Below are 22451 nucleotides of genomic sequence, written 5' to 3' on the forward strand. Positions count from 1 at the left end.
TATGTTGATCGTAGCTTGTATTGTGTGGATAAATTTCATATGACAAAATATATTAATGCAGCTGCAAACCAGATGCTGGATGAGGCAGAAGAAGCAAGGGGAGAATCCAGGGTTGACAGATGGATTAGAAAGTGCTAACCTTTTCTTGAAAATAACAATATCTTCGGGGCGGGGCGCAATTCCCCACCGGCAGTAAAGTCTGCGAACTCTGAACACAGTCAGAGCCGAACTGGTGAGATTCCAGTACCGACGGTTATAGTCCGGATGAAAGAGGATGTACATAGAAGAGCAGATATCGATGAAGGAATCAGGAGATTCCGATATCCGTATAAAGATGTAGATCAGGCAGTCCCCGAATGGGACTGCCTTTATTTGTGCAACAAGCGAGATGACATTGATTACACAACTATGTACAGAGCTCCCCTGAAAGAATGGGAGGAAGAACATCATGAGTAACACAACAGAAAAGAACACAACAAAAACAGCGGCAGTACAGGCCGGCGCACAGACCACAGGTAAGGCACGTTATCTTACGGTAATTGCGTTGATGGCGGCAATTTCCTATATCCTTGCATTTCTGGAAGTGCCGATGCCGTTAGCACCGTCATTTGCCAGAATGGATGCATCGGATGTACCTGCTTTGTTGACTACATTTGCATTAGGACCGGTGGCAGGTACCGTTGTAGAACTGATTAAGAATGTACTGCAGGCACTGTCTACTTCAACCGGTGGAATCGGTGAGCTGGCGAATTTCCTGATGGGTGCAAGCCTGGTATTTATCGCAGGACTGATCTATAAGCAGAAAAAGACCAGAAAGATAGCAGTAGTATCCTGTGTGGCAGGAAGCGTGGCAATGGGTATCATGGCGGCAATTATGAATTACTTTGTACTGCTTCCGATGTATCAGATATTCATGCCGATTGATCAGGTAATTGCATCATTTGCTGAGGTGATTCCATTTATCCATACCAAACTGGATGTAGTGTTGTACAGTGCGCTGCCGGGCAATATATTTAAAGGTCTGATCGTATCAGTGATTACGATGCTGGTGTACAAGCGTGTATCTCCGGCAATGAAAGGAATGAGATAATTCAATGGAAGTTAAAGATATTTTCCGATATGTGGTAGAAGAAATACATACATCTATCATGGCGACAACAGACGAGGATGGGCATCCTGTGACCTGCGCCATTGACCTGATGGATTGTGATGATGACAGTATATATTTTCTGACTGCCACGGGAAAGGGATTTTATAAGAGATTGATTTGTTCGCCACACATTGCACTGACAGCTCTGAAAGGAACGGATACCATGCACAGTGTGGCGGTATCTGTTGTCGGAGAGGTGAGAGAACTTGGACCGGAGTTACTGTCTGGACTTTTTGAGAAGAATCCGTATATGTATGATATTTACCCGACGGAAGAATCCCGGGGAGTACTGACAGTATTTCAGATCTTCCGTGGACAAGGCGAATGGTTCTCCCTGCAGACAGAGCGGATTGAGAAGAAGAATTTTGCATTTGGTGGAGAGCAGGTAAAAGGCGAAACGTATAAAGTAGAGGAAGGCTGTATCGGCTGCGGAGCCTGCCAGAATGCCTGTCCGCGCGCCTGCATCCAGATGGATGGCGGGCATGCGGTGATCGATTCTGTGACTTGTATCTGCTGCGGTAATTGCAAAAAGGTCTGTCCGGTCGGAGCGATTACTGCCGGGGAAATGTAGTTGAAAGTTTGTCTGCGTCATATTACAATAGGTGTAGTGCTCAGAGAGTGATCATGGATATGGTTCTGAGGTGATTATCTTTATATGGACAAATACGAGAGGTTATAGATATGGCAGACAGAGAAGAATTTCAGAAAAAATTAGCAGAGCTTCTTGCGAAAGCAGCAGCGCAGGGTAACCGTATGACGCAGGAAGAACTGGCGGCATTTTTCCGTGACGAGAATCTTACGGAAGAACAGATGGAGCTGGTGGTGGAATTCCTGATGGCACAGAAGATCGAGGTGGCAGGATATACAGGTCATGCCAGCGAGAAAGCTGGGGAGGAAGATCCGAGAGCCAGCCTTACCGAGCAGGAAAAGGCGTATGTGGCAGAGTACTTGCAGGACATCAGTAACATGGATGTGACGAATGAGCAGGAGGCAATGCTGGATTATTATCTTCCGAAAGTTGTAGAGGAAGCAATCAAGGTGCATACAACAGGTGCATTTATTGGAGATCTGATCCAGGAGGGAAGCCTGAGTCTGATGATGGCAATGAGTGAAGCAGAAGGCGAGCCCGTGGAAGAAGAGATTCTTGAGAAAGTCCGCATGGATATGCAGATGACACTGGAGTCGCAGAGTGAGACGAAGCGTCAGGAAGACAAGATGGTGCAAAAGGTATCTGATCTTGACGAGACCATTCGCAATATGAAAGAAGAGTACGGAAGGAAAGTATCTGTAGATGAAGTTGCAGACCGGATGCAGATATCCGAGGATGATGTGGCAGATATCCTGAAGCTTGCCGGAGAAGAGGTTGAAGAGGAAGAAGAATAGAATATAAAAAGATTGTGGGTGTCCGTATTAATGGACACCTTATTTATTATACTGAAGCCATAAAAGAGTAAAAAGCCTGAAAACAAGGCGATGGCGGAGGTGTAAATATGAAAGGATATGCAACGGCAGAAGGTTATATGGGATACGTGGAAGACGAATATATGTTATTTGCCAGCGAGGCAGATTACCGAGATTATATAGAATGTGTATAGAGATTGAAAAGCAATTCTAAGTGTGCTATGATGTTTGGAAACTAATGATAAGCGAGAGGTATTAAAGAATGTCAGGACTTAGATTTGTCGGATACAGGAATAACAAATTGAATCGGAAAGGACTGAAGGATATATATAAAGAGGCCTTTCCAAGAGAAGAAAAGATACCATTCTGGATGCTCAAGATGCTGACGCGTGACGGCAGAGGAGAATTCTACGGAGTATATGATCAGGAGGAGCTGATCGGGCTGGTATATAATGTGTATTATAAAGATATCATCTATATATCCTATCTTGCGATAGATGATACGAAGCGTGGAGCCGGATACGGAGGCAGAATTTTACAGACTATTCAGAAAAAGTACAGTGACAGTCGTATTTTCCTGTGTATCGAAGAGATGGATCCGAATGCAGAGAATTATGAGCAGCGTGTGAGACGTAAGGCATTCTATGAGAGTAACGGATTCAAGATGCTGCCGTTCCAGGTGAAGGAAGGTATCGTTATGTATGATGCCATGTGCGTGGCAGACAGAGAGCCGGAGATTACCAGGAAAGAATGCGATGAACTGATGAAGCATTATTTTGGAATCTGGACATTTGTAATATATGTGAAGAAATACACGGATAAGATAGCAGGATTATTCGAAAAGATGTAAAAAGAGGGGCATTTGCTCCTCTTTTTGCTTTTGGTGTTTATAATCTTTCCGCATTGTTATTAAGGTGTATATATTCTGCAACTGACCGGTCAAAGGTTTTGATGTGTTTGAAGAGCCAGTCTACGACGTTGATTTTCACCTGTTCTATAAATTGCTCGTTCGGACCTTCGTTCTCATTCAGAAAATCATATAATTCCTGGATAGATTTCTTAAATTCATCATGCTTTTCCTGATGCTTTGCAAGCTCTGGGTAGGATACTTTTTTCTGCAATTCTTCTTCGGCCTGGAAATGGAAGTTGGTGTATTCGTCCAGATAATCTAGCATTTTAATAGCTTTGACTTTGCCATCGCCGGATTCGCAGGCTGCTACGAACTGTTGAATGCGGTTGATCAGTTCTTCGTGTTGGGTATCAATGGTATCGTTTCCAGTGATTAAATTATCGTCAAATGTAATGTTTGTCATAAGCGGTTCTCCTTTATGAATACAATCGTTTTATTGTTACAACGGTTTGAAATCGGATGCCGGATGTTTGCAGATCGGGCAAATGAAATCTTCCGGTAATGGATCTCCTTCGTAGATATAACCACATACGGTACAGATATAGCCTTTTTTTGCAGTCTTCGCCGGTGCCGGCTTGATATGTTGCTGGTAATAGCTGTAGGTTACGGATGGATCATCGGACAATACTTCTGCGTCTGTTACATCGGCAAGGAATAAGGTATGTGTTCCAAGATCTGTAGTGGAGATGACTTTGGCGCTGATATAGGCATTGGTTTCTTCAGTGAGATAAATAAGCTGATTGTCTGCACGCCGAAAGGTAATGCCGACAGCTTTATCTACGTCAGAACCGCTCTGAAATCCCCAGTGCTTAAATGTGTCGAATGCAGCACGTTCCGTCAGGATGGAAACATTAAATTCACCCGTCCGAAGAATCATGCCATGGGTATAATTATTTTTGTTCACAGCCACGAGAATTCGATTCGGAGAAGTGGTGACCTGTGCCACTGTATTTACGATACAGCCGTTGTCTTTCTCATTTTCCCGTGCGGTTAATACAAAGAGTCCGTAAGATAAGTTGTACATTGCCTTGTTGTTCATGAAAATCACCTCGCGTTATTGAATCACTTTTTTCACTGATCTATAATGAAACCATATCATCAGAGAAAAGGTTGGCTGGTATTATGACGTTACAAAAGCTACAGATATTTCGAGATCTGACTGAAGAAGAGATGCAGAAAAGTCTGGTCTGCTCTCAGGCAGTGACTCGTACATATCAGAAAAATGAATACATTTTCAGACAGGAAGACCGTCCGCAGAAGCTGTATTTTATTCTTGAGGGAGAAGTGGAAGTTGGAAGCATTAATCTGAATGGAAAGATCACGCGGATGTCCATGCTGGCTGAAGGGGAATATTTCGGTGAGGTTGAACTGTTCTTACGTCAGCCGGGGTATTCCTGTTATGCCAGAGCAAGGAAGAAAGCGACACTGTTGGAAGTCTCACAGAACTTCTTTGGAGGAAGATGTGAGCGTAACTGTGTGCATCACAGTAAGGTGATCTTTAATATGCTTCAGCTTTTTGCTGAAAAAGTGGATAAGAATAATCATCAGATTGAAGTGCTTACAAGCGGTAATCTCCGTCAGAGAATCTGTGCATTTCTGCTGGAAAACTGTAATTCCGATTACAGCGTGACGCTGCATATGAATCGGGAAGAACTGGCTTCGTATCTGAATGCGACGAGACCATCCCTGTCCCGGATGTTGGTTGCGCTCCAGGACGAGGGATTGATTCGTCTGTCTTCCAGAAATAAAATACAGATTCTGGACTACGATAAGGTGTCTGGCGAAAATGGGTAATTAATCTTCGGCAGGAACGAATACGTCTTTTCCTAATCCGCAGACTGGACATACCCAGTCGTCCGGGATATCTTCAAATGCCGTGCCCGGTGCAATACCGCCGTCTGGGTCACCGATTGCCGGATCGTATTCATAGCCACATGGTTCACAAATATATTTTTTCATAACTGACACTCCTTTGTTGTTTGATTTGTTTTCTTTGTTGTGTCTATAGGATAACCGGAAATGTGGAGAAAGTATGTAACAAATGTTACGAATCTAAAAATATTTAAAAATAATTTGAATTAGAAAAAATATACGTTCAGGTATGCGTGCAGCTTCCACAGGATTCTGACCGTGAAGTGGGTAATCTTATGGCGATAAAAAGGGAAAATCACTCAGGCTCTGGTCGCTTGAGTGATTTTTTATGGATTTATTCTAATATCTTTCCATCGATTGAGAATGTCACTACCTGCCACGGGATGAATTTGCCACTATTCTTCAATGCGGTGATAGCAGCCTGTTCCAGTCCGCCGCAGCATGGCACTTCCATGCGGAGCACGGTGACACTCTTGATATCATTTCCGGCAATGATCTCTGTCAGCTTTTCACTGTAATCAACAGCATCCAGTTTCGGGCATCCGATGATTGTAATCTTGCCTTTCATAAATTTCTGATGCACGTTGGCGTAAGCGTATGCAGTACAGTCCGCTGCGATCAGCAGCTTTGCGCCGTTAAAGTAAGGTGCGTGTGTCGGGACCAGTTTGATCTGGCATGGCCACTGGCCAAGCTGAGAGGTCAGCGGAGCAGCCGGTGTGGATGTCCCGTTGTCAGTTTCTGTGGATGTCTCACTGGCAGAGACTTCCGTGTGCAGGGTACGCATTCTGGAGCCGGGACATCCGGAGAATACAGGCTTGGCAGCAGGTGCTGACTGCGTGTTTGCCTGGACGGTAGCCTTTTCCTGCTTTGCTTTCTGGTTGGCGAGCACGGCAGCTTCATCATATGCCGCGGCTTCTCGTTCTACAAATGTGATGGCGCCGGTCGGACAGGTCGGCAGACAGTCGCCCAGCCCGTCGCAGTAATCATCTCGCAGGAGCTTTGCCTTTCCATCAACCATGCCAATAGCACTTTCGTGACAGGCATCTGCGCAGGCTCCGCATCCATTGCATTTCTCTTCGTCTATATGAATAATTCTTCTGATCATAAGTGATTCCTCCTAATATTAATCTTGTGTTACTGGACTTAGTTTATTATAATGAAAATGAAAAATCGGTGGTTATAACCACGAAAGGGGACGGAATATGAATGATATTGCGAATCCGTTATTCCAGGGCGTGAGCGATGCAGAATGGAAAGAAATGGAAGAGATGAATTGTCTGTGGGAGACGGAGTATCGGAAGAATGAGCGAATCTGTCAGATGGGAAATGTGATACACGAATTGGGGGTCGTGACGAAAGGTCGGGTCCATATTGAGACCGTAGATCCATGGGGGAATAAAAGTATCCTGAGTGAAGTGGGAGAAGGCGAAGTGTTTGCGGAGACGTATGCGTTCTGTGAGGAACCGATGATGGTGGAAGTGTCTGCGGCTGAGGATACGAATGTACTCTGGCTGGATGTCCGCTGGATTCTAACAAATACAGGAAGCGGTTGGCAGGAGAAGATTCAGAAGAATATGCTGCAGATTTCGCTGCGGAAGAATCTGATCTTATCCCAGCGCATTTTCTGTACGACGCCGAAGACGATCAGAGAGCGTGTGCTTACGTATCTGACAGCACAGTCATTGAAAGCGGACGGTGAGATTTTCGAGATTCCATTTAACAGGCAGCAGATGGCAGAATATCTGAATCTGGATCGAAGCGCCCTGTCAAAAGAACTTGGAAAAATGAAACAGGAAGGTATCTTGGATTTTCATAAGAATATGTTCCGGATTTTGAAGAAAGGATCGGTGGAGTGATGAAAACAATTCTTTGTTATGGTGATTCTAATACGTATGGTTATAATCCTGTGACTGGCGGCAGATGGCCAGAGGACATCCGCTGGACAGGACGGTTACAGCAACTTTTGGGAGACGAGTATAAAGTAATCGAAGAAGGATGTAACGGAAGAACTACGATGTATAAGGCGCCGGGAGAGGGATGGAAGAGCGGTCTGGAATATCTCAAGCCATGCCTGAATTCCCACAAGCCGGTCGATGCAGTGGTGATGATGCTTGGAACCAATGACCTGAAGATGGACTTTGGACTTTGTACGGAAGAGATCGCAGCAGGTGCGGAGAGACTGGTGAAGGAGATCCATGATTTTGCAGCAGAGAAGCAGAAGTTCTGCCCGAAGATCATATTGATGTCACCGCCGGAGATTGGGGAAAATATCAGCAAGCTGACATTCGGAGATCATTTTGATGACAGCGCGATAACAAGATCTAAAGAATTTCCGGCCTGCTACAAGGCAGTAGCTGACCGGAATGGATGTATTTTCCTGGATGCGGCACAGGCAGCCAAGCCATCCGAAGAGGATGCGCTGCATCTGATGCCGGAAGAACATAAAAGCTTAGCAGAATCAGTTTATGCCTGCATTAAGGAGAATCAGATTTAAAGTTCGATGATGACCGGTTTGTGCTTCGTGAAAGGCAGGAACCGGTCTATGATATCGGAAGTATTTAAAAGCCGGATATCCGATTTACGACAAGGGATGATTATGCTATCATGTCTATGGTAGAGCATTGATTGGAGAAGAACATGAGTAAGAACAGACAGGTGGTTCTGACGGAAGGACCTATTTTGAAAGCATTGATTGCTTTGGCGCTGCCGATCATGGCAACGTCCTTTTTAAATACATTTTACAGCATTACGGACATGGCGTGGATTGGAATGCTTGGTTCACGTGCAGTGGCTGGTGTCGGTGTGGGCGGTATGTACGTGTGGCTGTCGCAGGGATTGTCTGCTCTGGCGAAAATGGGAGGACAGGTGAATGTAGCCCAGGCGCTGGGACGTGGAAGGCGTGATGAAGCAGGACAGTATGCCTGTTCAGCTGTCCAGCTTACGGTTATATTTGCTGTTATATTTGCGGCAGTCTGTACCCTTTTTACGGATGAACTGATCGCACTTTTTCATGTGGGAGATGCTGAGACGGTACGATATGCGGTGGTATATACACGGATTACCTGCGGACTGGTGATATTTTCCTATCTGACGTTCGTGCTTACGGGGATTTATACGGCACAGGGAGATTCGAAGACACCGCTCGTGGCGAATTTTCTGGGACTTTTTGTAAATGTAGTATTGGATCCGCTGTTGATACTGGGGGTTGGTCCATTTCCAAGACTGGAAGTAGTCGGTGCGGCGATCGCAACGGTATTGGCACAGTTTATTGTAATGACGGTGTTGGTACTTGGTGTGATCAGAGACGGCAAGAAAAATGTATTGTCAGAATGTTATCTGTTTCGCCCTTCGGAAAAGAAATATTATCAGGGGATCTTTCGGATTGGTGTGCCTACGGCACTTCAAAGTACTGCATACTGTGCGATTTCCATGGTACTCACCCGTATGGTGGCAGATTTTGGCCCGGCGGCGGTGGCTGTCCAGAGGGTAGGGGGACAGGTAGAAGCATTGTCCTGGAATACGGCAGATGGATTCGCGGCGTCGATCAATGCATTTTCTGCGCAGAATTACGGGGCAGGGAAGATGGACAGAATCCGTAATGGATATTGGATCGCATTCCGCACAATCGCAGCATGGGGATGCCTGATCATGGCACTCTTTTTCATCTTTCCGGAACCGTTGTCAGAGATATTCTTCCATGAAGCGGAAGCGATACAGATCTCAGTGAGTTATTTTCTGATCATTGGAATCAGTGAAGCATTTATGAGCGTGGAGCTGATGACGATAGGTGCACTGTCCGGTCTTGGAAGAACCAGACTGTGCAGCATCATCAGTATCGTGTTTACTGGATCCAGAATCCCATTTGCAATGGCACTTGCGATCACACCGCTGGGATTGGATGGAATCTGGTGGGCAATGTCTCTGACTTCAGTGGTCAAAGGCATCATCTTTACGATAGTATTTCACAGGATTACACATAACGGTCGTTCGTAAGAATGCCGTTGTATAAATGTGTGTGGAAGCGTTTGGTAAATAAATCGCATTTACATAGGAAAAGATAATAAATATTCAGTCCGCAGTATTGCAGACTTTCAAAGTTGCCCTGGCCTTTGGAAAGGATTACATCCGCCTGTTCCAGAAGGTCACGGGCTTCTTTTGATATGTCCGGGAGATAAGTTCCCTGCAGGCAGGTGCCATTACCGATGACCTTAACCAGATCCGGGAGCCCGACCTGACAGGCATCTTCCATGGTGGCATCGTTCAGTGCATGACCGCCGCGGACGATGACGTGGATCTGCAGATCCGGGAACTGAGACATGATCGTGCGGATGAGAAGCTTGTCTAATACGATCTCGCCACAGTTGTCGGTCAGTAGTACCATATTTTTCGCTGATGTAAGATCTTGCATCAGTTCTTCAAATATCTGCTCATCGATTGTCTGGTCTTTCGCTTGCGACAAGAGTTCCATTAATTTTTCGCTGTTTACATCAGACAGCACACCAAAGTCAATATAATTTCCCTTCATGACGTATTGTAAAGCACGGCGGATCGGGTCAGTGGCAGAAGAAATATCAGCATAGATCCAGTCTTCCTGTTCCAGCATAAGCTGATTGAAATGTTTCTTGATATCGGTATAATCGACGAACTGATCAAACATTTCTTTCTGAAGGGTAAGGATGCGGTTGACGATGACCGGGGAGCTTTCACCGGGAGCTATGTCTGTCAGAATGGAGAACAGTCGGCGGATGTAGGTGAGCCGTTCTTCTTCCGTGGCTGTATCCGGGTAATTTGTCAGGTGCTTTTTCAGCAGACACTGAGTACAGTATGAATTCCATCTTGTTTTCATAATTGATAAAATCCTTTCATTTGATTGTGTGAAAATGCCTGTAAAGTATTTTGTAAGGTGTACTTTTACAATCGGCGTTACGTTATATACATAGTATACTGCTTCATGTATAATAAACTCAATAACAAAAATTGTATAAGACTATACAGGAAGTTACAGGGAGTGTGTATGGGAGACAAGAATGGAAAAATACAACTGATCCTCAGATTTTCAAAGGGCACCAGAGGGTGTTTTATCATTATTCTGCTGGCATCACTTGCGTCTACGCTTTTGAATTCGCTGATTCCGAGAATTTTTGGATTTACTATTGACCGTGTGCTTGTGGAAGATGGAATTCCGTACCTGAAAGAGCATATCTGGCTGATTTCGCTAGAGGTGATCGGCATTGCTCTTGTGAATGGAATTATGATCTATCTGTATCGGAGTCAGACGGCAAAGGCGGGAGAGACCTTTGCAAAGAATATGCGTGATATTCTGTTTGCACATGTGCAGAGACTGCCGATGAAGTGGCATGATGGTGTGCAGACAGGCGATATTATACAGCGTTGCACTGCAGATGTAGAGACAATAAGAAACTTTGTAGTTACCCAGGTGCTGGAAGTGTTTCGTACGGTGTTTCTGTTGGTGGTGTCGCTGGCAATGATGCTTACAATGAATATGAAGCTGACAGTGGTGGCACTTGCCTTTACACCGGTTGTTGTACTGTATTCCGGCATATTTTATCATCTGATCGCGAAGAATTATACGGCAGCGGATGAGGCAGAAGGAGATCTGTCAACGGTGGTGCAGGAGAATGCGACGGGTGTGCGAGTAGTGCGGGCATTTGGAAGAGAAAGGTTTGAAATTGATCAGTTTGATGAGAAAAATGAGATATTTGCCAGACTCTGGATCCGGCTTGGTACATTGTCGGGATTGTACTGGGCGGTGGGAGATCTGATTACCGGATTGCAGGTGCTTGTGATCGTAACGCTTGGTGCGATTGAGGCGGTGCATGGATCTATTACGGCCGGAGAATTTATCGCATTTGCATCTTATAATACGACGCTGGTATGGCCTGTGCGAAGCCTGGGAAGAATCCTGTCGGAAATGAGTAAGACGGGTGTGTCATTTGACCGAGTGAATTACATTCTGGATTCGGCAGAAGAAGAAATGGGTGAGGGCGGCGTAATTCCGGAGCATACGGAGATTGCGTTTGACCACGTAAGTTTTGGATATGAAGAGAATCAGTCTGTGTTGGAAGATGTGAGCTTTCATATAAAAGAAGGGACAACCTGCGGTATTCTTGGTGGAACGGGAAGCGGTAAGACAACGATCGTACATTTGCTGGATCGACTTTATGAGTTGGAGAAGGGAACGGTACAGATCGGGGGTGTGGATATTCGTGATATTCCGAGAAGCTGGATACGCAGTCATGTAGGAATGGTACTGCAGGAGCCTTTTTTATTTTCCAGAACCATCCGGGACAATATCGCAGCTGCCAATCCTGATGCGACGATGAATGAAATCCGTGAGGCTGCAAGGATTGCCTGCGTGGATGATGCAATCATGGCATTTCCGGATGGATATGATACGATCGTGGGTGAGCGCGGTGTGACCTTGTCTGGCGGACAGAGGCAGCGGGTTGCAATCGCGCGGATGCTGATCGCAAAGGCACCGATCATGATCTTTGATGATTCGCTTTCCGCGGTGGATGCAGATACGGATGTGCGGATCCGGCGTGCACTCCGGTCAAAAATGAAAGAAGCTACCGTAATTCTGATCTCGCACCGGATTACGACGCTGATGGAAGCAAATCAGATTCTGGTGCTGAATCATGGCGTGATCGAGGAGTGTGGCACACATCAACAACTGATCCGTCACGGAGGCATTTATCAGAAAATCTATGAGATCCAGCTGAATCAGGATGACAGGAGACTTCTGAGTGAGGGAGGTGATTCTGATGCAGAGTAATAAAAAAGAACCGAAGAGCCTCAGTGTCGGAATCTGGAGACAGATGTTTCCGTTCTTCCGCCCATATCGTAAGGAATTTGCGACCACGTTTGGTCTGAATATATTGCTGATTCTTGTGGATGTGGCAGTTCCGCTATTCCAGAGCTATGCGATCGATCATTTTATCGTGCCGGATACACTGCACGGAATCTGGTTGTTTGCAATCGCATATGCGGGTGTAATCATTATGCAGATGGTCTGTGTGTTTTTCAGTGTCCGGGCGGCAATTACGATTGAAATGAACGTGGGAAGAGATATGAAGAGAGCCCAGTTTGTGCATTTGCAGAAGCTTTCATTTTCTTATTATAATACAACTCCGGTAGGATATATCCACGCGAGGGTGATGAGTGACACTTCAAAGATCGCATCAGTGATTGCCTGGGGACTGGTAGATATGTTCTGGGCGTTTGGGTATGTACTTGGTGTATTTGCCATCATGTTCGCATTGAACTGGAAGCTGGCAGTGATCATTATGCTGGTAGTTCCGTTTATTGCAGTGTTGACTTTTGTTTTTCAGAAAAAGATGCTGTTCTGGAACCGGAATATCCGAGAGGTTAATTCAGAAATAACAGGAGCGTTTAATGAAGGGATCACCGGAGTGGAAACCAGTAAGACGCTGGCGATGGAGGAGTTAAATGATCATACATTTTGTAATGTGACAGGACGGATGAAGTCGCACTCCATGACACTTGCCAGACTTACGGCAGTCTATATGCCGATGATTTTGTTCTTTAGTTCCGTAGTGACAGCGTTCGTGCTGGCGCGTGGCGGATATTTTGTAGAGCATCAGATCATTGCACTGGGTACATTGTCGGTATTTCTGTCTTATGCAGTGGGAATCTTTGAACCGATCCAGCAGCTGGCAAGGCTCCTGTCTGATATGATTTCCTGTCAGGCCAATATAGAACGAGTGGCAGATCTGCTGGAGCAGGAACCGAATATTACCGATACACCGGAGGTGTTGGAAAGGTATGGCGATTCGGCAGAGCCGAAGCGGGAAAACTGGGAACCGATCCGCGGGGATATCGAGTTCCGGGATGTGAGTTTCCGGTATCCGGATGGTAAAGAATATGTACTGGAACATCTGAATCTGAAGATACCGGTCGGAACAACAGTGGCAATCGTAGGGGATACGGGAGCTGGTAAGTCGACAATTGTGAACCTGGCAGGCAGATTCTTTGAGCCTACATCCGGAGAGATTTTAATTGATGGCGTGGATTATCGGAAACGTTCCCAGCTCTGGCTGCACAGTCAGATCGGATATGTGCTGCAGAATCCGCACCTGTTCTCCGGCACGATACGGGAAAATATACGATATGGGAGACTGGATGCTACGGATGCGGAAGTCGAAGAAGCCGCAAGACGGGTATCAGCAGATCAGGTAATTGACCGTATGGAGCAGGGCTATGATACGGATGTTGGCGAAGGTGGCGACCGTCTTTCTACCGGAGAAAAGCAGCTGATCTCATTTGCCAGAGCGATTCTTGCAAAGCCTGCGATCTTTGTCCTGGACGAGGCGACGTCTTCGATTGATACCTGGACAGAACAGCTGATTCAGAAGGCAACGGATGAACTGCTGGCAGGGCATACATCATTTATGATCGCACACAGACTGTCAACGGTGCGCAATGCAGACCTGATTCTGGTGATGAAGGATGGAAAGATCATAGAACAGGGAAAACATCGGGAATTAATTGGCAGAAGAGGACATTATTATAACCTTTATTCCAGACAGTTTGAGGAAGAGTGTATGATGGAGATATTTGACTGATATTTTGCCTAGAATAATTTGACAAGTATTCGTGAAAAGGTTATACTAACAATTAGCAATGTGTATAGTTATGACTGGAAGTATACACTATTATTTATTAAATATAACAATCAATAAGGGAGGAAGATATTATGGTATCTCAGAAAGTAACAGTTTCAAATCCAACAGGAATCCACGCTAGACCAGCAGCAACATTAGCAAAGACAGCAGCTCCGTTCAAGAGCAGCATTATTCTTGTGGCAGGTGAGAAGAGACTTCAGGCTAAGAGCGTTCTGAACCTCATGTCTGCAGCTATCAAATGTGGAACAGAAATCACAGTTGAGTGTGATGGTGAAGATGAAGCAGAAGCACTCAAGACTGTAGTAGAAGCTATTGAAAGTGGACTGGGAGAGTAATATATGGAACAGATTCGTGTTGAGAAGACAGCGTCCAGAGGCATCGTTGTTGAAAAAGTATATATGTATCTTGAGCCAGATCTGACTCCGGCAACCGGTACGATCGCTGATGATCAGGTTCAGGCTGAGATTGAGAAGTTCGAGGCAGCTAAGAATGCTGTTGTAGAAGAACTTGGTCAGCTTGCTGAAAAGAATGAGATCTTTGCGGCACATCTGGAAATTGCGAACGACTTTATGCTTCAGGATGGCGTTGAGAGCAAGATCAAGGACAGCAAGTCTAATGTAGAGCAGGCAATCAGCAACACAATTGATGAGTTTGCTATGATTTTTGCATCTATGGATGACGAGTACATGAAAGAAAGAGCTGCAGACGTACGTGATATTGGTAAGCGTATGATGGCAGTAGTTAAGGGCGTTAAGCTTCCGGATCTGGGAGTTTTGACTGAGCCTGTAATCGTTATGGCGAAAGATATGTATCCGTCTGATACAGTCAAGATCAATCCGGCGCTGGTTAAAGGTATCGTCACAGAAGAAGGCGGTGTTACAAGCCACGTATCTATCATTGCCAAGAGTCTTGGAATCCCGACACTGGTAGGTGTAAAGGGTATCCTTTCTAAGGTAGACGATGGAGAGTACATCTGTATGGATGCCGGAGAGGGTATTATTGTTGTGAAACCTGACGAGGATACAGAGAAGGAATATCTGGACAAGAAAGCTGCTTATGAGCAGGAAAGAGCACGTCTGGAAGGCCTGAGAAGTACTCCGGCAGTTACCAAGGACGGCAAGAGAATCTATCTGTGTGCTAACGTTGGTAATGTACAGGATATCAGAAATGCACTTCCGATGAATATTGATGGTGTAGGTCTGTTCCGTAGTGAGTTCCTTTACATGCAGAATACACACTTCCCGACAGAGGAAGAGCAGTTTGTGGTATACAAAGAGGCGGCAGAGCTTGCGTCTCAGGAACTGACAATCCGTACACTGGATATCGGTGGAGACAAAGAACTGTCTTACTATGAATTTGAAAAAGAGGAGAATCCATTCCTTGGATGGAGAGCAATCCGTATTTCTCTGGACATGAAGGATATGTTCAAAGAGCAGCTGAGAGCTATCCTGCGTGCAAGTGCATTTGGTCATGTGAGAATCATGTTCCCAATGATCATTGCTATGGAAGAGCTTAAGAATGCTAAGGCACTCGTGAAAGAATGTATGAAAGAGCTTGACGAAAGAGGACAGGCTTACGATAAGAATATCGAGATGGGTATGATGATCGAGACACCTGCCAGTGTAATGCTTGCAGATGAATTCGCAAAAGAGGCTGATTTCTTTAGTATCGGAACGAACGATCTGACTCAGTACATTCTGGTTGTTGACCGCGGTAATAAGAAGATCGCCAAGATGTACGATTACTTCAATCCAGCTGTTGTACGTGCAATTAAGCAGGTAATTGAGGCAGGACACAAAGAAGGCATCAAAGTCGGCATGTGTGGTGAGATGGCTGGTGATCAGAAGGCTGTTGAACTTCTTCTGGATCTTGGTCTGGATGAGTTCAGTATGTCCGCTGGAAGCATCGATTACGTAAGAGAGCAGATACTTAACAGAGAATAAGACAGAGTAAGTTTAAAAGGATTATGGAAAGCCTTCAGGTACGGTTGAGCCTGAGGGCTTTCTTGCATCACAAGGATTCTTCAAGGCTTACGAGATATATTGCTAATGTTGTATAAATGACTTTTTTTGCGCAAATATATAGTTTCCATTCCCTGAAAAAGGTAGTATAATGTACGCATAGTGGAGTCACATGCCCAGAAAGGGCGCGCGTATGCGATTGTGTGCCGATGGAGGAGTCATCATGAAGGACAAACAGGACATACAGCTGAAAGGACAGTTGAAGTTATATATGCAGTGGCCGGCAATCATGTCGGTACTTCTTCTGGCAATGAATGTATGGATCTATAAGATTGATCACAGAGCAGGATTTATCATGCTGATCTTTGTTCTGATTTATATGTTGATCGTAGGAGCATTGTATTTTTCCAACCGGGCGGTGATCCTTCGAGATCTGGTAGAGTTCTCAGCACAGTATGGCGTTGTACAGAATACGTTGCTGAAGGAATTGTCAGTACCATATGCGCTGCTGATGGAAGATGGCAGGATCCTGTGGGTGAATGATGAATTTAATGCGATCTTTGAGGGAGAAGGTAAAGTGTCCGGAAGCCTTGCAAAGTATATTCCAGAGATCAACCGCAGTCTGTTCCCCAAAAAAGAAGACCAGAAAGTACAGCGTGAGGTGCGCTATGAGGACAGAGAATATCTTGTAGAGCTAAGAAAGATATCTGTAAAAGGATTTAGCGATTCTGAGCAGTTGATGGAGATGCCGAAAGAGCAGGAGTACTTTATTGCAGTGCATATGCAGGATATAACGGAACGTAATGAATATATCCGTGCCAATGAAGAACAGAGACTGGTTGCCGGTATGCTTTATATTGACAATTATGATGAAGTGATCGAGAGTGTGGAAGAGGTGCGTCAGAGTCTGTTGCTGGCACTGATCGATCGAAAGATTAACCAGTATTTCATGAAGGTTAATGGTATTGTCAAAAAGGTCGAGACAGATAAGTATTTTGTTGTAGTGAAGAAGAAAGATTTCAAGAAGCTGGAAGAAGATCGTTTCTCATTGCTGGAGGATGTGAAGTCGGTCAGTGTGGGCAACAAGATTCCGGCTACACTCAGTATGGGGCTGGGACTCAGCAGCGACTCTTATTCACAGAGTTATAACTATGCCCGTGTGGCTATCGACCAGGCACTTGCCAGAGGTGGCGATCAGGCAGTTATCAAGGATTGTAACGGTATTACCTATTATGGTGGCAAACGGGAAATGAGCTATAAGAACACTCGTGTTAAGGCGCGGGTTAAAGCGGAAGCTCTTCGTGAGTATATGATGACCAGTGGAAATATTCTGGTTATGGGACATACGATGACAGATGTAGATTCGCTGGGAGCAGCGATTGGTATCTATCGCGCTGCAGAGTCAATTGGTAAGAAAGCACATATCGTATTGAATAGACCGACGAATTCGATTCGTTCCGTGTATGAAGATTATATTAATAACCCGGATTATCCGGAAGATATGTATATCAGTTCATCGGAAGCAAAGGACATGATGAATAATAATTCGATGGTCATCGTCGTAGATACGAACCGTCCGCAGATGACGGAGTGCCCGGAACTGCTGCAGATGACGAAGACCATTGTGGTACTGGATCATCACAGACAGAGCCGTGATAATATTGATAATGCCATGCTGTCGTATATTGAGCCATATGCATCATCTGCGTGTGAGATGGTAGCTGAGATCCTGCAGTACATCGATGAAGATATAAAGATCCCGCCACTGGAAGCAAGTAGTATGTATGCAGGTATGATGATCGATACGAATAATTTTACGAACCGTACCGGTGTACGAACCTTTGAGGCGGCAGCATTCCTGAGAAGATGTGGGGCAGATATTCCATATGTTCGCAAGATATTCCGGGATGATATGGATTCTTATCGGGCAAAAGCATCGATTATCAGTAATGCGGAAGTATATCGTCAGCAGTTTGCAATTGCCAGAGGTCAGAATCTGCGGGTGGACAGCCCGACGATTATTGGTGCACAGGCGGCCAATGAACTGCTGGATATTGAAGGTATCCGCGCTTCATTTGTATTGACGGTATACCAGGGACGTATCTATGTGAGTGCACGTTCCATTGACGAAGTAAATGTACAGATCATTATGGAACGTCTGGGCGGCGGAGGTCATATGAATGCCTCCGGTGCACAGTTTGACCATACGAATATGGAAGAAGCGGTGAACTGTGTGAAAGCGCAGATTGACAGAATGATCGAGGAAGGAGATATATAAAATGAAAGTAATCTTATTAGAGGATGTAAAGTCTCTTGGTAAAAAAGGAGATGTAGTAAATGTAAATGATGGATATGCGAGGAATTTTCTTCTGAAAACGAAGAAAGGCATTGAGGCTAATGGCAAGAATATGAATGATCTGAAGCTTCAGAAGGCTAATGCAGATAAAGTGGCACAGGAGAACCTGGAAGCAGCCAAAGAACTGGGAGAACAGATTGCTAAAGGCAAGATTGAAGTGTCTATTAAGACCGGTGAGGGCGGTAAGGTATTTGGTTCCGTGTCTTCCAAAGAGATTGCGCAGGCTGCTGAGGAGCAGCTTGGTCTGAAGATCGATAAGAAGAAGATTCAGTTAAAAGAGCAGATCAAGAGCCTTGGCGTACACAATGTACCGATTAAGCTTCATCCAAAGGTAACTACAGAACTGAAAGTACACGTTGTAGAAGAGTAGGGAGGTCGCCATGGAGGAAGCGCTGATTAAGCGGGTGCTGCCTCACAGTATTGAGGCAGAGCAGTCAGTAGTCGGAGCCATGCTGATGGACAAAGAGGCTATTCTGACAGCGTCAGAGATCATTACAGGGCAGGATTTTTATCAAACTTCATATGGTGTGATCTTTGAATCCATGGTAGAACTTTTTAATGAGGGTAAGCCGGCAGATCTGATCACACTTCAGGAGCGCCTGAAAGAAAAGGATGTACCGGAAGAGATATCCAGCCTGGAATTTGTCCGTGAGCTGGTGGCAGCTGTGCCGACTTCTGCCAATGTAAGATACTATGCGCAGATCGTATATGAGAAATCGGTTCTGCGTAAGCTGATCAAGTTAAATGAAGAGATAGCCAATACCTGTTATGTGTCTTCTCAGCCGATGGAAGAGATTTTGGAAATGACTGAGAAAAAGGTATTTGAACTGCTGCAGAATCGTAATGCAGGAGACTTTGTCCCGATTAAGGACGTTGTACTTAACGCATTGGAGAAGATTGAAAAAGCATCTAAAAATAAAGGAACGGTAACAGGTATTCCAACAGGTTTCCTGGATCTGGATTACAAATTATCCGGATTGCAGCCGTCAGACCTGATCCTTGTGGCGGCGCGTCCATCTATGGGTAAGACGGCGTTCGTCCTGAATATTGCTCAGCATGTGGCGTTCAAGAGCGACAGATATGTAGCGGTATTCAGTCTTGAGATGTCAAAGGAACAGTTGGTGAACCGTCTGTTTTCATTGGAATCACAGGTAGATTCTCAGAGCCTCAGAACGGGTAATCTGAAAGATGCCGATTGGGAGAAGTTGATCGAGAGTGCCGGAATCATCGGTAAGTCGCATTTGATCATCGATGACACACCAAGTATTTCTGTTACAGAACTTCGTTCCAAATGTCGTAAGTTCAAGCTGGAGCACGGTCTTGACCTGATCATTATCGACTACTTGCAGTTGATGAGTGGCAGTATTGGCGGCAGAAGTGATTCCAGACAGCAGGAGATCTCAGATATTTCCCGTTCACTGAAAGCAGTGGCGAGAGAGCTGAATGTGCCGGTCATTGCGCTGTCGCAGTTAAGCCGGGCAGTAGAGCAGAGACCGGATCACCGACCGATGCTTTCTGACCTTCGAGAGTCAGGAGCCATCGAGCAGGATGCCGACGTGGTAATGTTTATTTATCGTGATGATTATTATAATAAGGATACAGAGACACCGAATCAGGCAGAGATCATCATCGCTAAACAGAGAAATGGTCCGATTGGTACAGTGAATCTGGCATGGCTGCCGGATTACACAAAATTCGCCAATCTTACCTGGGAAAAGAACTAACAGACATGTTTTCGGGGCCATGATTAATCAAACAGATTTTATTAGTAATCAAAACTGTTTGATTAATCATGGCCCTGTTTACGTACTGTATCGAGTAAGAGGATGATGCTCTATATTGATGTGCCGGGAAGCAGAAGCCTGCGAAGTCTTGTTACAGCACCGCTGTGAGCAGCATTTTTACGGTAATTCTGCTGCTGGCGGATCAATTGGTCAAGCTTACGGAATTCTTCTTCCTGCTGGCGTTCCTTGGCATCCAGAAGAAAAGACATTTCTTTGGTAATCATAGACACTAGCATTTCATTATTGTTTTCCAACATACGCTTGATGCGGAGTTGTTCTCGGGTGCGTTTCATATCCGGAATCAGAGCTTTCAGCTCTTCAAACGGCACACCCTGGTCATATAGTTCTTTGATGCAGTTATAGAGCTTGGCATCTTCTTTCGTTGCGCTGCTTAATGTATTTAATACGTTGCCCATATAATCCCCCCTTAGTTCATGTAGACAGAGTATAACATGTCCAAACGGAAGCATTTGTCAAAGGGAGTCGGGAAGATAATAGATTTGACTGACAGGAAGTGACATTGGAAGATTTGCGGAAAAAAGAACAGCCTGTCCAATTAAGAACAGGCTGCTTTTACTCTTTATTATTCTTGCGAAATTACTCAGCAGAGATAGCTGACATTGGGCATGTATCTGCACAAGCACCACAGTCAAGACATGCATCTGGGTTAATTTCGAAATGAGCATCTCCTTCGCTGATAGCTTCTGCAGGACACTGAGCTGCACAAGCACCACAAGAAACACATTCGTCACTAATTACGTATGCCATGATAAGTACCTCCTTATATAATATGTGATAATCATTATGGCTGAATACCTCAGCTTTAGTTAATCATAATACAAATGAGGGAAATATACAAGCTAAATCCTGCTTAAAAACAGATACAAAGTCAATGTTAATAAATTTTTTAAGAAATTTTTCAAGACTTTTTCACAGTTTTGGTGTATAACATATTATGTGATGTCAGAGGATACACGTAATAAGGAGTTACCTATACGACATCGGCAGATTAAGAAGAAACAGTTATTGGGAGAGATAGCATGAAAAAGAGATGGAGAGTAGCGGCGCTTGGTATATGCATGGCAATGCTTACATGTGCATGCAGTACGCAGACAGAGAAAGCGGATACATCTTCGACCCAGCAGAATGGAGAGAAGAAAGAGACTGCTGAAGAGAAGGCTGAAAAGGCAAAGCAGGCGAAACTGGATCTGATCAATCCGGCAGCATATGGTAATGTGGATGGATTAGAGCTGGAAAAAGGTACATATTTGTCGATCATTGGTAAAGGCAGTTCTGAGACCTATTGGAAAACGATCAAAGCAGGTGCCGAGGACGCAGTTACTGATCTGAATAAAGAACTTGGGTATGAAGGTTCGGATAAGATCAAGGTAGTATACAGTGGACCTGGTAAGTCAGACGATGTGGATGAGCAGGTCAGTATTCTGGATGAAGAGTTGGACAGATATCCGGCGGCACTGGCAATCGCAATAGTAGATTCCAAGTCCTGTGAAGTGCAGTTTGATCTGGCGACTATGAACGGAATCCCGCTGATAACATTTGACTCTGTGGGTAATTATCAGGGAATCATGGCCAGTGTAATGACGGATAATGCGAAAGCATCCACAGAAGTAGCGACACATATGGTGGAGAGCCTTGGAGATGCCGGACAGGTTGTTGTGATCGCTCATGACAGCAAGTCCCTGACTTCGCAGGAAAGAGTAAATAATTTTATTGCAGAGATTCAGAATAATCATCCGAATATGTCGGTGGCAGGTCCATATTACATGGATCAGATCGATGATATAAAGAAGACGATCGCAGAACAGCAGCTTGATATTGTGCCAGTGGAAGGTCAGGAACTTGATGAGGAACAGCAGACGGCACTTGATGATGCAATCGCACAGATTACGGATGAAGACATTTATAATTATATTCTGGAGATGAATCCGGATGTGAAAGGTATCTTTGCAACCAATGGAGACACTACCATGCAGGCTTTGACAGCATGTGAAGGAAAAGACATGAAGGATGTTGTAATCATGGGATATGATGCGGATCAGGAAGAGATCGATGCGATGAAAGATGGCAGAATTGCAGGGATGATCGTTCAGAATCCATATGGTATGGGGTATGCAACGGTTGTGGCAGAAGCAAGATGTGTCCTGAATATGGGGAATGAAGCGAATGTTAACACAGGGTATACCTGGGTAACACCGGATAATATAGAAGATAGGACAGTACAAGATATTCTGTATGCAGAGAAATAGCCGGATATAACCGGTCAGAATGAAGATAGAGCATGATACGAAAAAGGTGCGGCATTTGCCTGCACCTTTTTTGCTACACATGAG

General features: G+C 44.9%; 23 protein-coding genes and 1 riboswitch. Of the genes, 16 read left to right on the forward strand and 7 right to left on the reverse strand.

Translation table 11 applies throughout. The features are described from left to right. Positions 1-155 precede the first annotated feature (155 nt). Positions 156-280, forward strand: a riboswitch (FMN riboswitch). Positions 281-448: 168 nt separating this feature from the next. The 4 genes from OCV65_RS05520 (at position 449) to OCV65_RS05535 (ending at position 3401) form a co-directional block, all read left to right on the forward strand. Continuing rightward, positions 449-1090 carry an ECF transporter S component gene (locus OCV65_RS05520; protein WP_262581250.1) on the forward strand — a complete coding sequence of 214 codons (642 nt, stop codon included), beginning with the start codon at positions 449-451 and terminating at the stop codon, positions 1088-1090. A 4-nt stretch (positions 1091-1094) separates the two neighbouring features. Then, positions 1095-1721 carry a 4Fe-4S binding protein gene (locus tag OCV65_RS05525; RefSeq protein WP_262581251.1) on the forward strand — a complete coding sequence of 209 codons (627 nt, stop codon included), beginning with the start codon at positions 1095-1097 and terminating at the stop codon, positions 1719-1721. A 110-nt stretch (positions 1722-1831) separates the two neighbouring features. After that, a complete protein-coding gene (locus tag OCV65_RS05530) occupies positions 1832-2533 on the forward strand; it encodes an RNA polymerase sigma factor region1.1 domain-containing protein (protein WP_262581252.1) in 702 nt (233 codons plus the stop codon). Between the two features lie 280 nt (positions 2534-2813). After that, positions 2814-3401 carry a GNAT family N-acetyltransferase gene (locus OCV65_RS05535; RefSeq protein WP_262581253.1) on the forward strand — a complete coding sequence of 196 codons (588 nt, stop codon included), beginning with the start codon at positions 2814-2816 and terminating at the stop codon, positions 3399-3401. A gap of 37 nt (positions 3402-3438) precedes the next feature. Here OCV65_RS05535 and OCV65_RS05540 read toward each other — a convergent pair whose 3' ends face one another. Further along, a complete protein-coding gene (locus tag OCV65_RS05540; protein WP_262581254.1) occupies positions 3439-3864 on the reverse strand; it encodes a bacteriohemerythrin in 426 nt (141 codons plus the stop codon). A 36-nt stretch (positions 3865-3900) separates the two neighbouring features. After that, the gene (locus OCV65_RS05545) at positions 3901-4500 is read right to left on the reverse strand and encodes a flavin reductase (RefSeq protein ID WP_262581255.1); all 600 of its coding nucleotides are present in this window, start codon (positions 4498-4500) and stop codon (positions 3901-3903) included. Positions 4501-4583: 83 nt separating this feature from the next. On the opposite strand from OCV65_RS05545, the gene OCV65_RS05550 reads away from it, so the two are divergent. Then, positions 4584-5255 (forward strand): Crp/Fnr family transcriptional regulator, encoded by a 672-nt coding sequence (locus OCV65_RS05550; RefSeq protein ID WP_262581256.1) that lies wholly within the window; start codon positions 4584-4586, stop codon positions 5253-5255. Here the strand turns inward: OCV65_RS05550 and rd are convergent, their stop codons facing one another. Together rd and OCV65_RS05560 are read right to left on the reverse strand one after the other, a co-directional pair. Next, positions 5256-5420 (reverse strand): rubredoxin, encoded by a 165-nt coding sequence (rd, locus tag OCV65_RS05555; protein ID WP_118382910.1) that lies wholly within the window; start codon positions 5418-5420, stop codon positions 5256-5258. 247 nt (positions 5421-5667) lie between these two features. Then, positions 5668-6438, reverse strand: a complete 771-nt coding sequence (locus OCV65_RS05560) for an ATP-binding protein (RefSeq protein ID WP_262581257.1) — start codon at positions 6436-6438, stop codon at positions 5668-5670. Between the two features lie 97 nt (positions 6439-6535). On the opposite strand from OCV65_RS05560, the gene OCV65_RS05565 reads away from it, so the two are divergent. From OCV65_RS05565 to OCV65_RS05575, 3 genes are all read left to right on the forward strand, one after another. Beyond that, positions 6536-7189, forward strand: a complete 654-nt coding sequence (locus OCV65_RS05565; RefSeq protein WP_262581258.1) for a Crp/Fnr family transcriptional regulator — start codon at positions 6536-6538, stop codon at positions 7187-7189. After that, positions 7189-7827 (forward strand): SGNH/GDSL hydrolase family protein, encoded by a 639-nt coding sequence (locus OCV65_RS05570; protein WP_262581259.1) that lies wholly within the window; start codon positions 7189-7191, stop codon positions 7825-7827. The genes OCV65_RS05565 and OCV65_RS05570 overlap by 1 nt, the downstream gene beginning before the upstream one ends. A 143-nt stretch (positions 7828-7970) precedes the next feature. Then, a complete protein-coding gene (locus tag OCV65_RS05575; protein ID WP_262581260.1) occupies positions 7971-9326 on the forward strand; it encodes an MATE family efflux transporter in 1356 nt (451 codons plus the stop codon). Here the strand turns inward: OCV65_RS05575 and OCV65_RS05580 are convergent. After that, positions 9304-10179 carry a damage-control phosphatase ARMT1 family protein gene (locus OCV65_RS05580; RefSeq protein WP_262581261.1) on the reverse strand — a complete coding sequence of 292 codons (876 nt, stop codon included), beginning with the start codon at positions 10177-10179 and terminating at the stop codon, positions 9304-9306. The two genes, OCV65_RS05575 and OCV65_RS05580, sit on opposite strands and share 23 nt — an antisense overlap. Before the next feature lie 168 nt (positions 10180-10347). Between OCV65_RS05580 and OCV65_RS05585 the strand changes: the two genes are divergently transcribed. From OCV65_RS05585 to dnaB, 7 genes are all read left to right on the forward strand, one after another. Then, complete coding sequence (locus OCV65_RS05585; RefSeq protein ID WP_262581262.1) at positions 10348-12129, forward strand: ABC transporter ATP-binding protein; 1782 nt, start codon at positions 10348-10350, stop codon at positions 12127-12129. Beyond that, entirely contained in the window at positions 12119-13939 is a 1821-nt protein-coding gene (locus OCV65_RS05590; RefSeq protein ID WP_262581263.1) for an ABC transporter ATP-binding protein, read from the forward strand. The genes OCV65_RS05585 and OCV65_RS05590 overlap by 11 nt, the downstream gene beginning before the upstream one ends. A 131-nt stretch (positions 13940-14070) precedes the next feature. After that, entirely contained in the window at positions 14071-14334 is a 264-nt protein-coding gene (locus tag OCV65_RS05595) for an HPr family phosphocarrier protein (RefSeq protein ID WP_118382917.1), read from the forward strand. 3 nt (positions 14335-14337) lie between these two features. Further along, positions 14338-15942: a phosphoenolpyruvate--protein phosphotransferase gene (gene ptsP / locus OCV65_RS05600; RefSeq protein ID WP_262581264.1), complete on the forward strand. Its 1605-nt coding sequence runs from the start codon at positions 14338-14340 to the stop codon at positions 15940-15942. A gap of 241 nt (positions 15943-16183) precedes the next feature. Next, positions 16184-18238 carry a DHH family phosphoesterase gene (locus tag OCV65_RS05605; protein ID WP_262581265.1) on the forward strand — a complete coding sequence of 685 codons (2055 nt, stop codon included), beginning with the start codon at positions 16184-16186 and terminating at the stop codon, positions 18236-18238. A 1-nt stretch (position 18239) separates the two neighbouring features. Next, on the forward strand, positions 18240-18686 hold the full coding sequence (gene rplI, locus OCV65_RS05610) for a 50S ribosomal protein L9 (RefSeq protein ID WP_118452347.1): 447 nt from the start codon (positions 18240-18242) through the stop codon (positions 18684-18686). A 10-nt stretch (positions 18687-18696) separates the two neighbouring features. Further along, complete coding sequence (dnaB, locus tag OCV65_RS05615; RefSeq protein ID WP_118382922.1) at positions 18697-20040, forward strand: replicative DNA helicase; 1344 nt, start codon at positions 18697-18699, stop codon at positions 20038-20040. A gap of 110 nt (positions 20041-20150) precedes the next feature. On the opposite strand, the gene OCV65_RS05620 is transcribed toward dnaB, so the two are convergent. Both OCV65_RS05620 and OCV65_RS05625 read right to left on the reverse strand, forming a co-directional pair. Then, a complete protein-coding gene (locus OCV65_RS05620; RefSeq protein ID WP_262581266.1) occupies positions 20151-20516 on the reverse strand; it encodes a hypothetical protein in 366 nt (121 codons plus the stop codon). Between the two features lie 181 nt (positions 20517-20697). Further along, positions 20698-20868, reverse strand: a complete 171-nt coding sequence (locus OCV65_RS05625; RefSeq protein ID WP_118382924.1) for a DUF362 domain-containing protein — start codon at positions 20866-20868, stop codon at positions 20698-20700. 272 nt (positions 20869-21140) lie between these two features. On the opposite strand from OCV65_RS05625, the gene OCV65_RS05630 reads away from it, so the two are divergent. Continuing rightward, positions 21141-22367 carry a substrate-binding domain-containing protein gene (locus OCV65_RS05630; RefSeq protein WP_262581267.1) on the forward strand — a complete coding sequence of 409 codons (1227 nt, stop codon included), beginning with the start codon at positions 21141-21143 and terminating at the stop codon, positions 22365-22367. The last annotated feature ends 84 nt before the right edge of the window (positions 22368-22451 follow it).

It is taken from the genome of Dorea ammoniilytica, from assembly GCF_025567415.1.
Taxonomy (GTDB): domain Bacteria; phylum Bacillota; class Clostridia; order Lachnospirales; family Lachnospiraceae; genus Claveliimonas; species Claveliimonas ammoniilytica.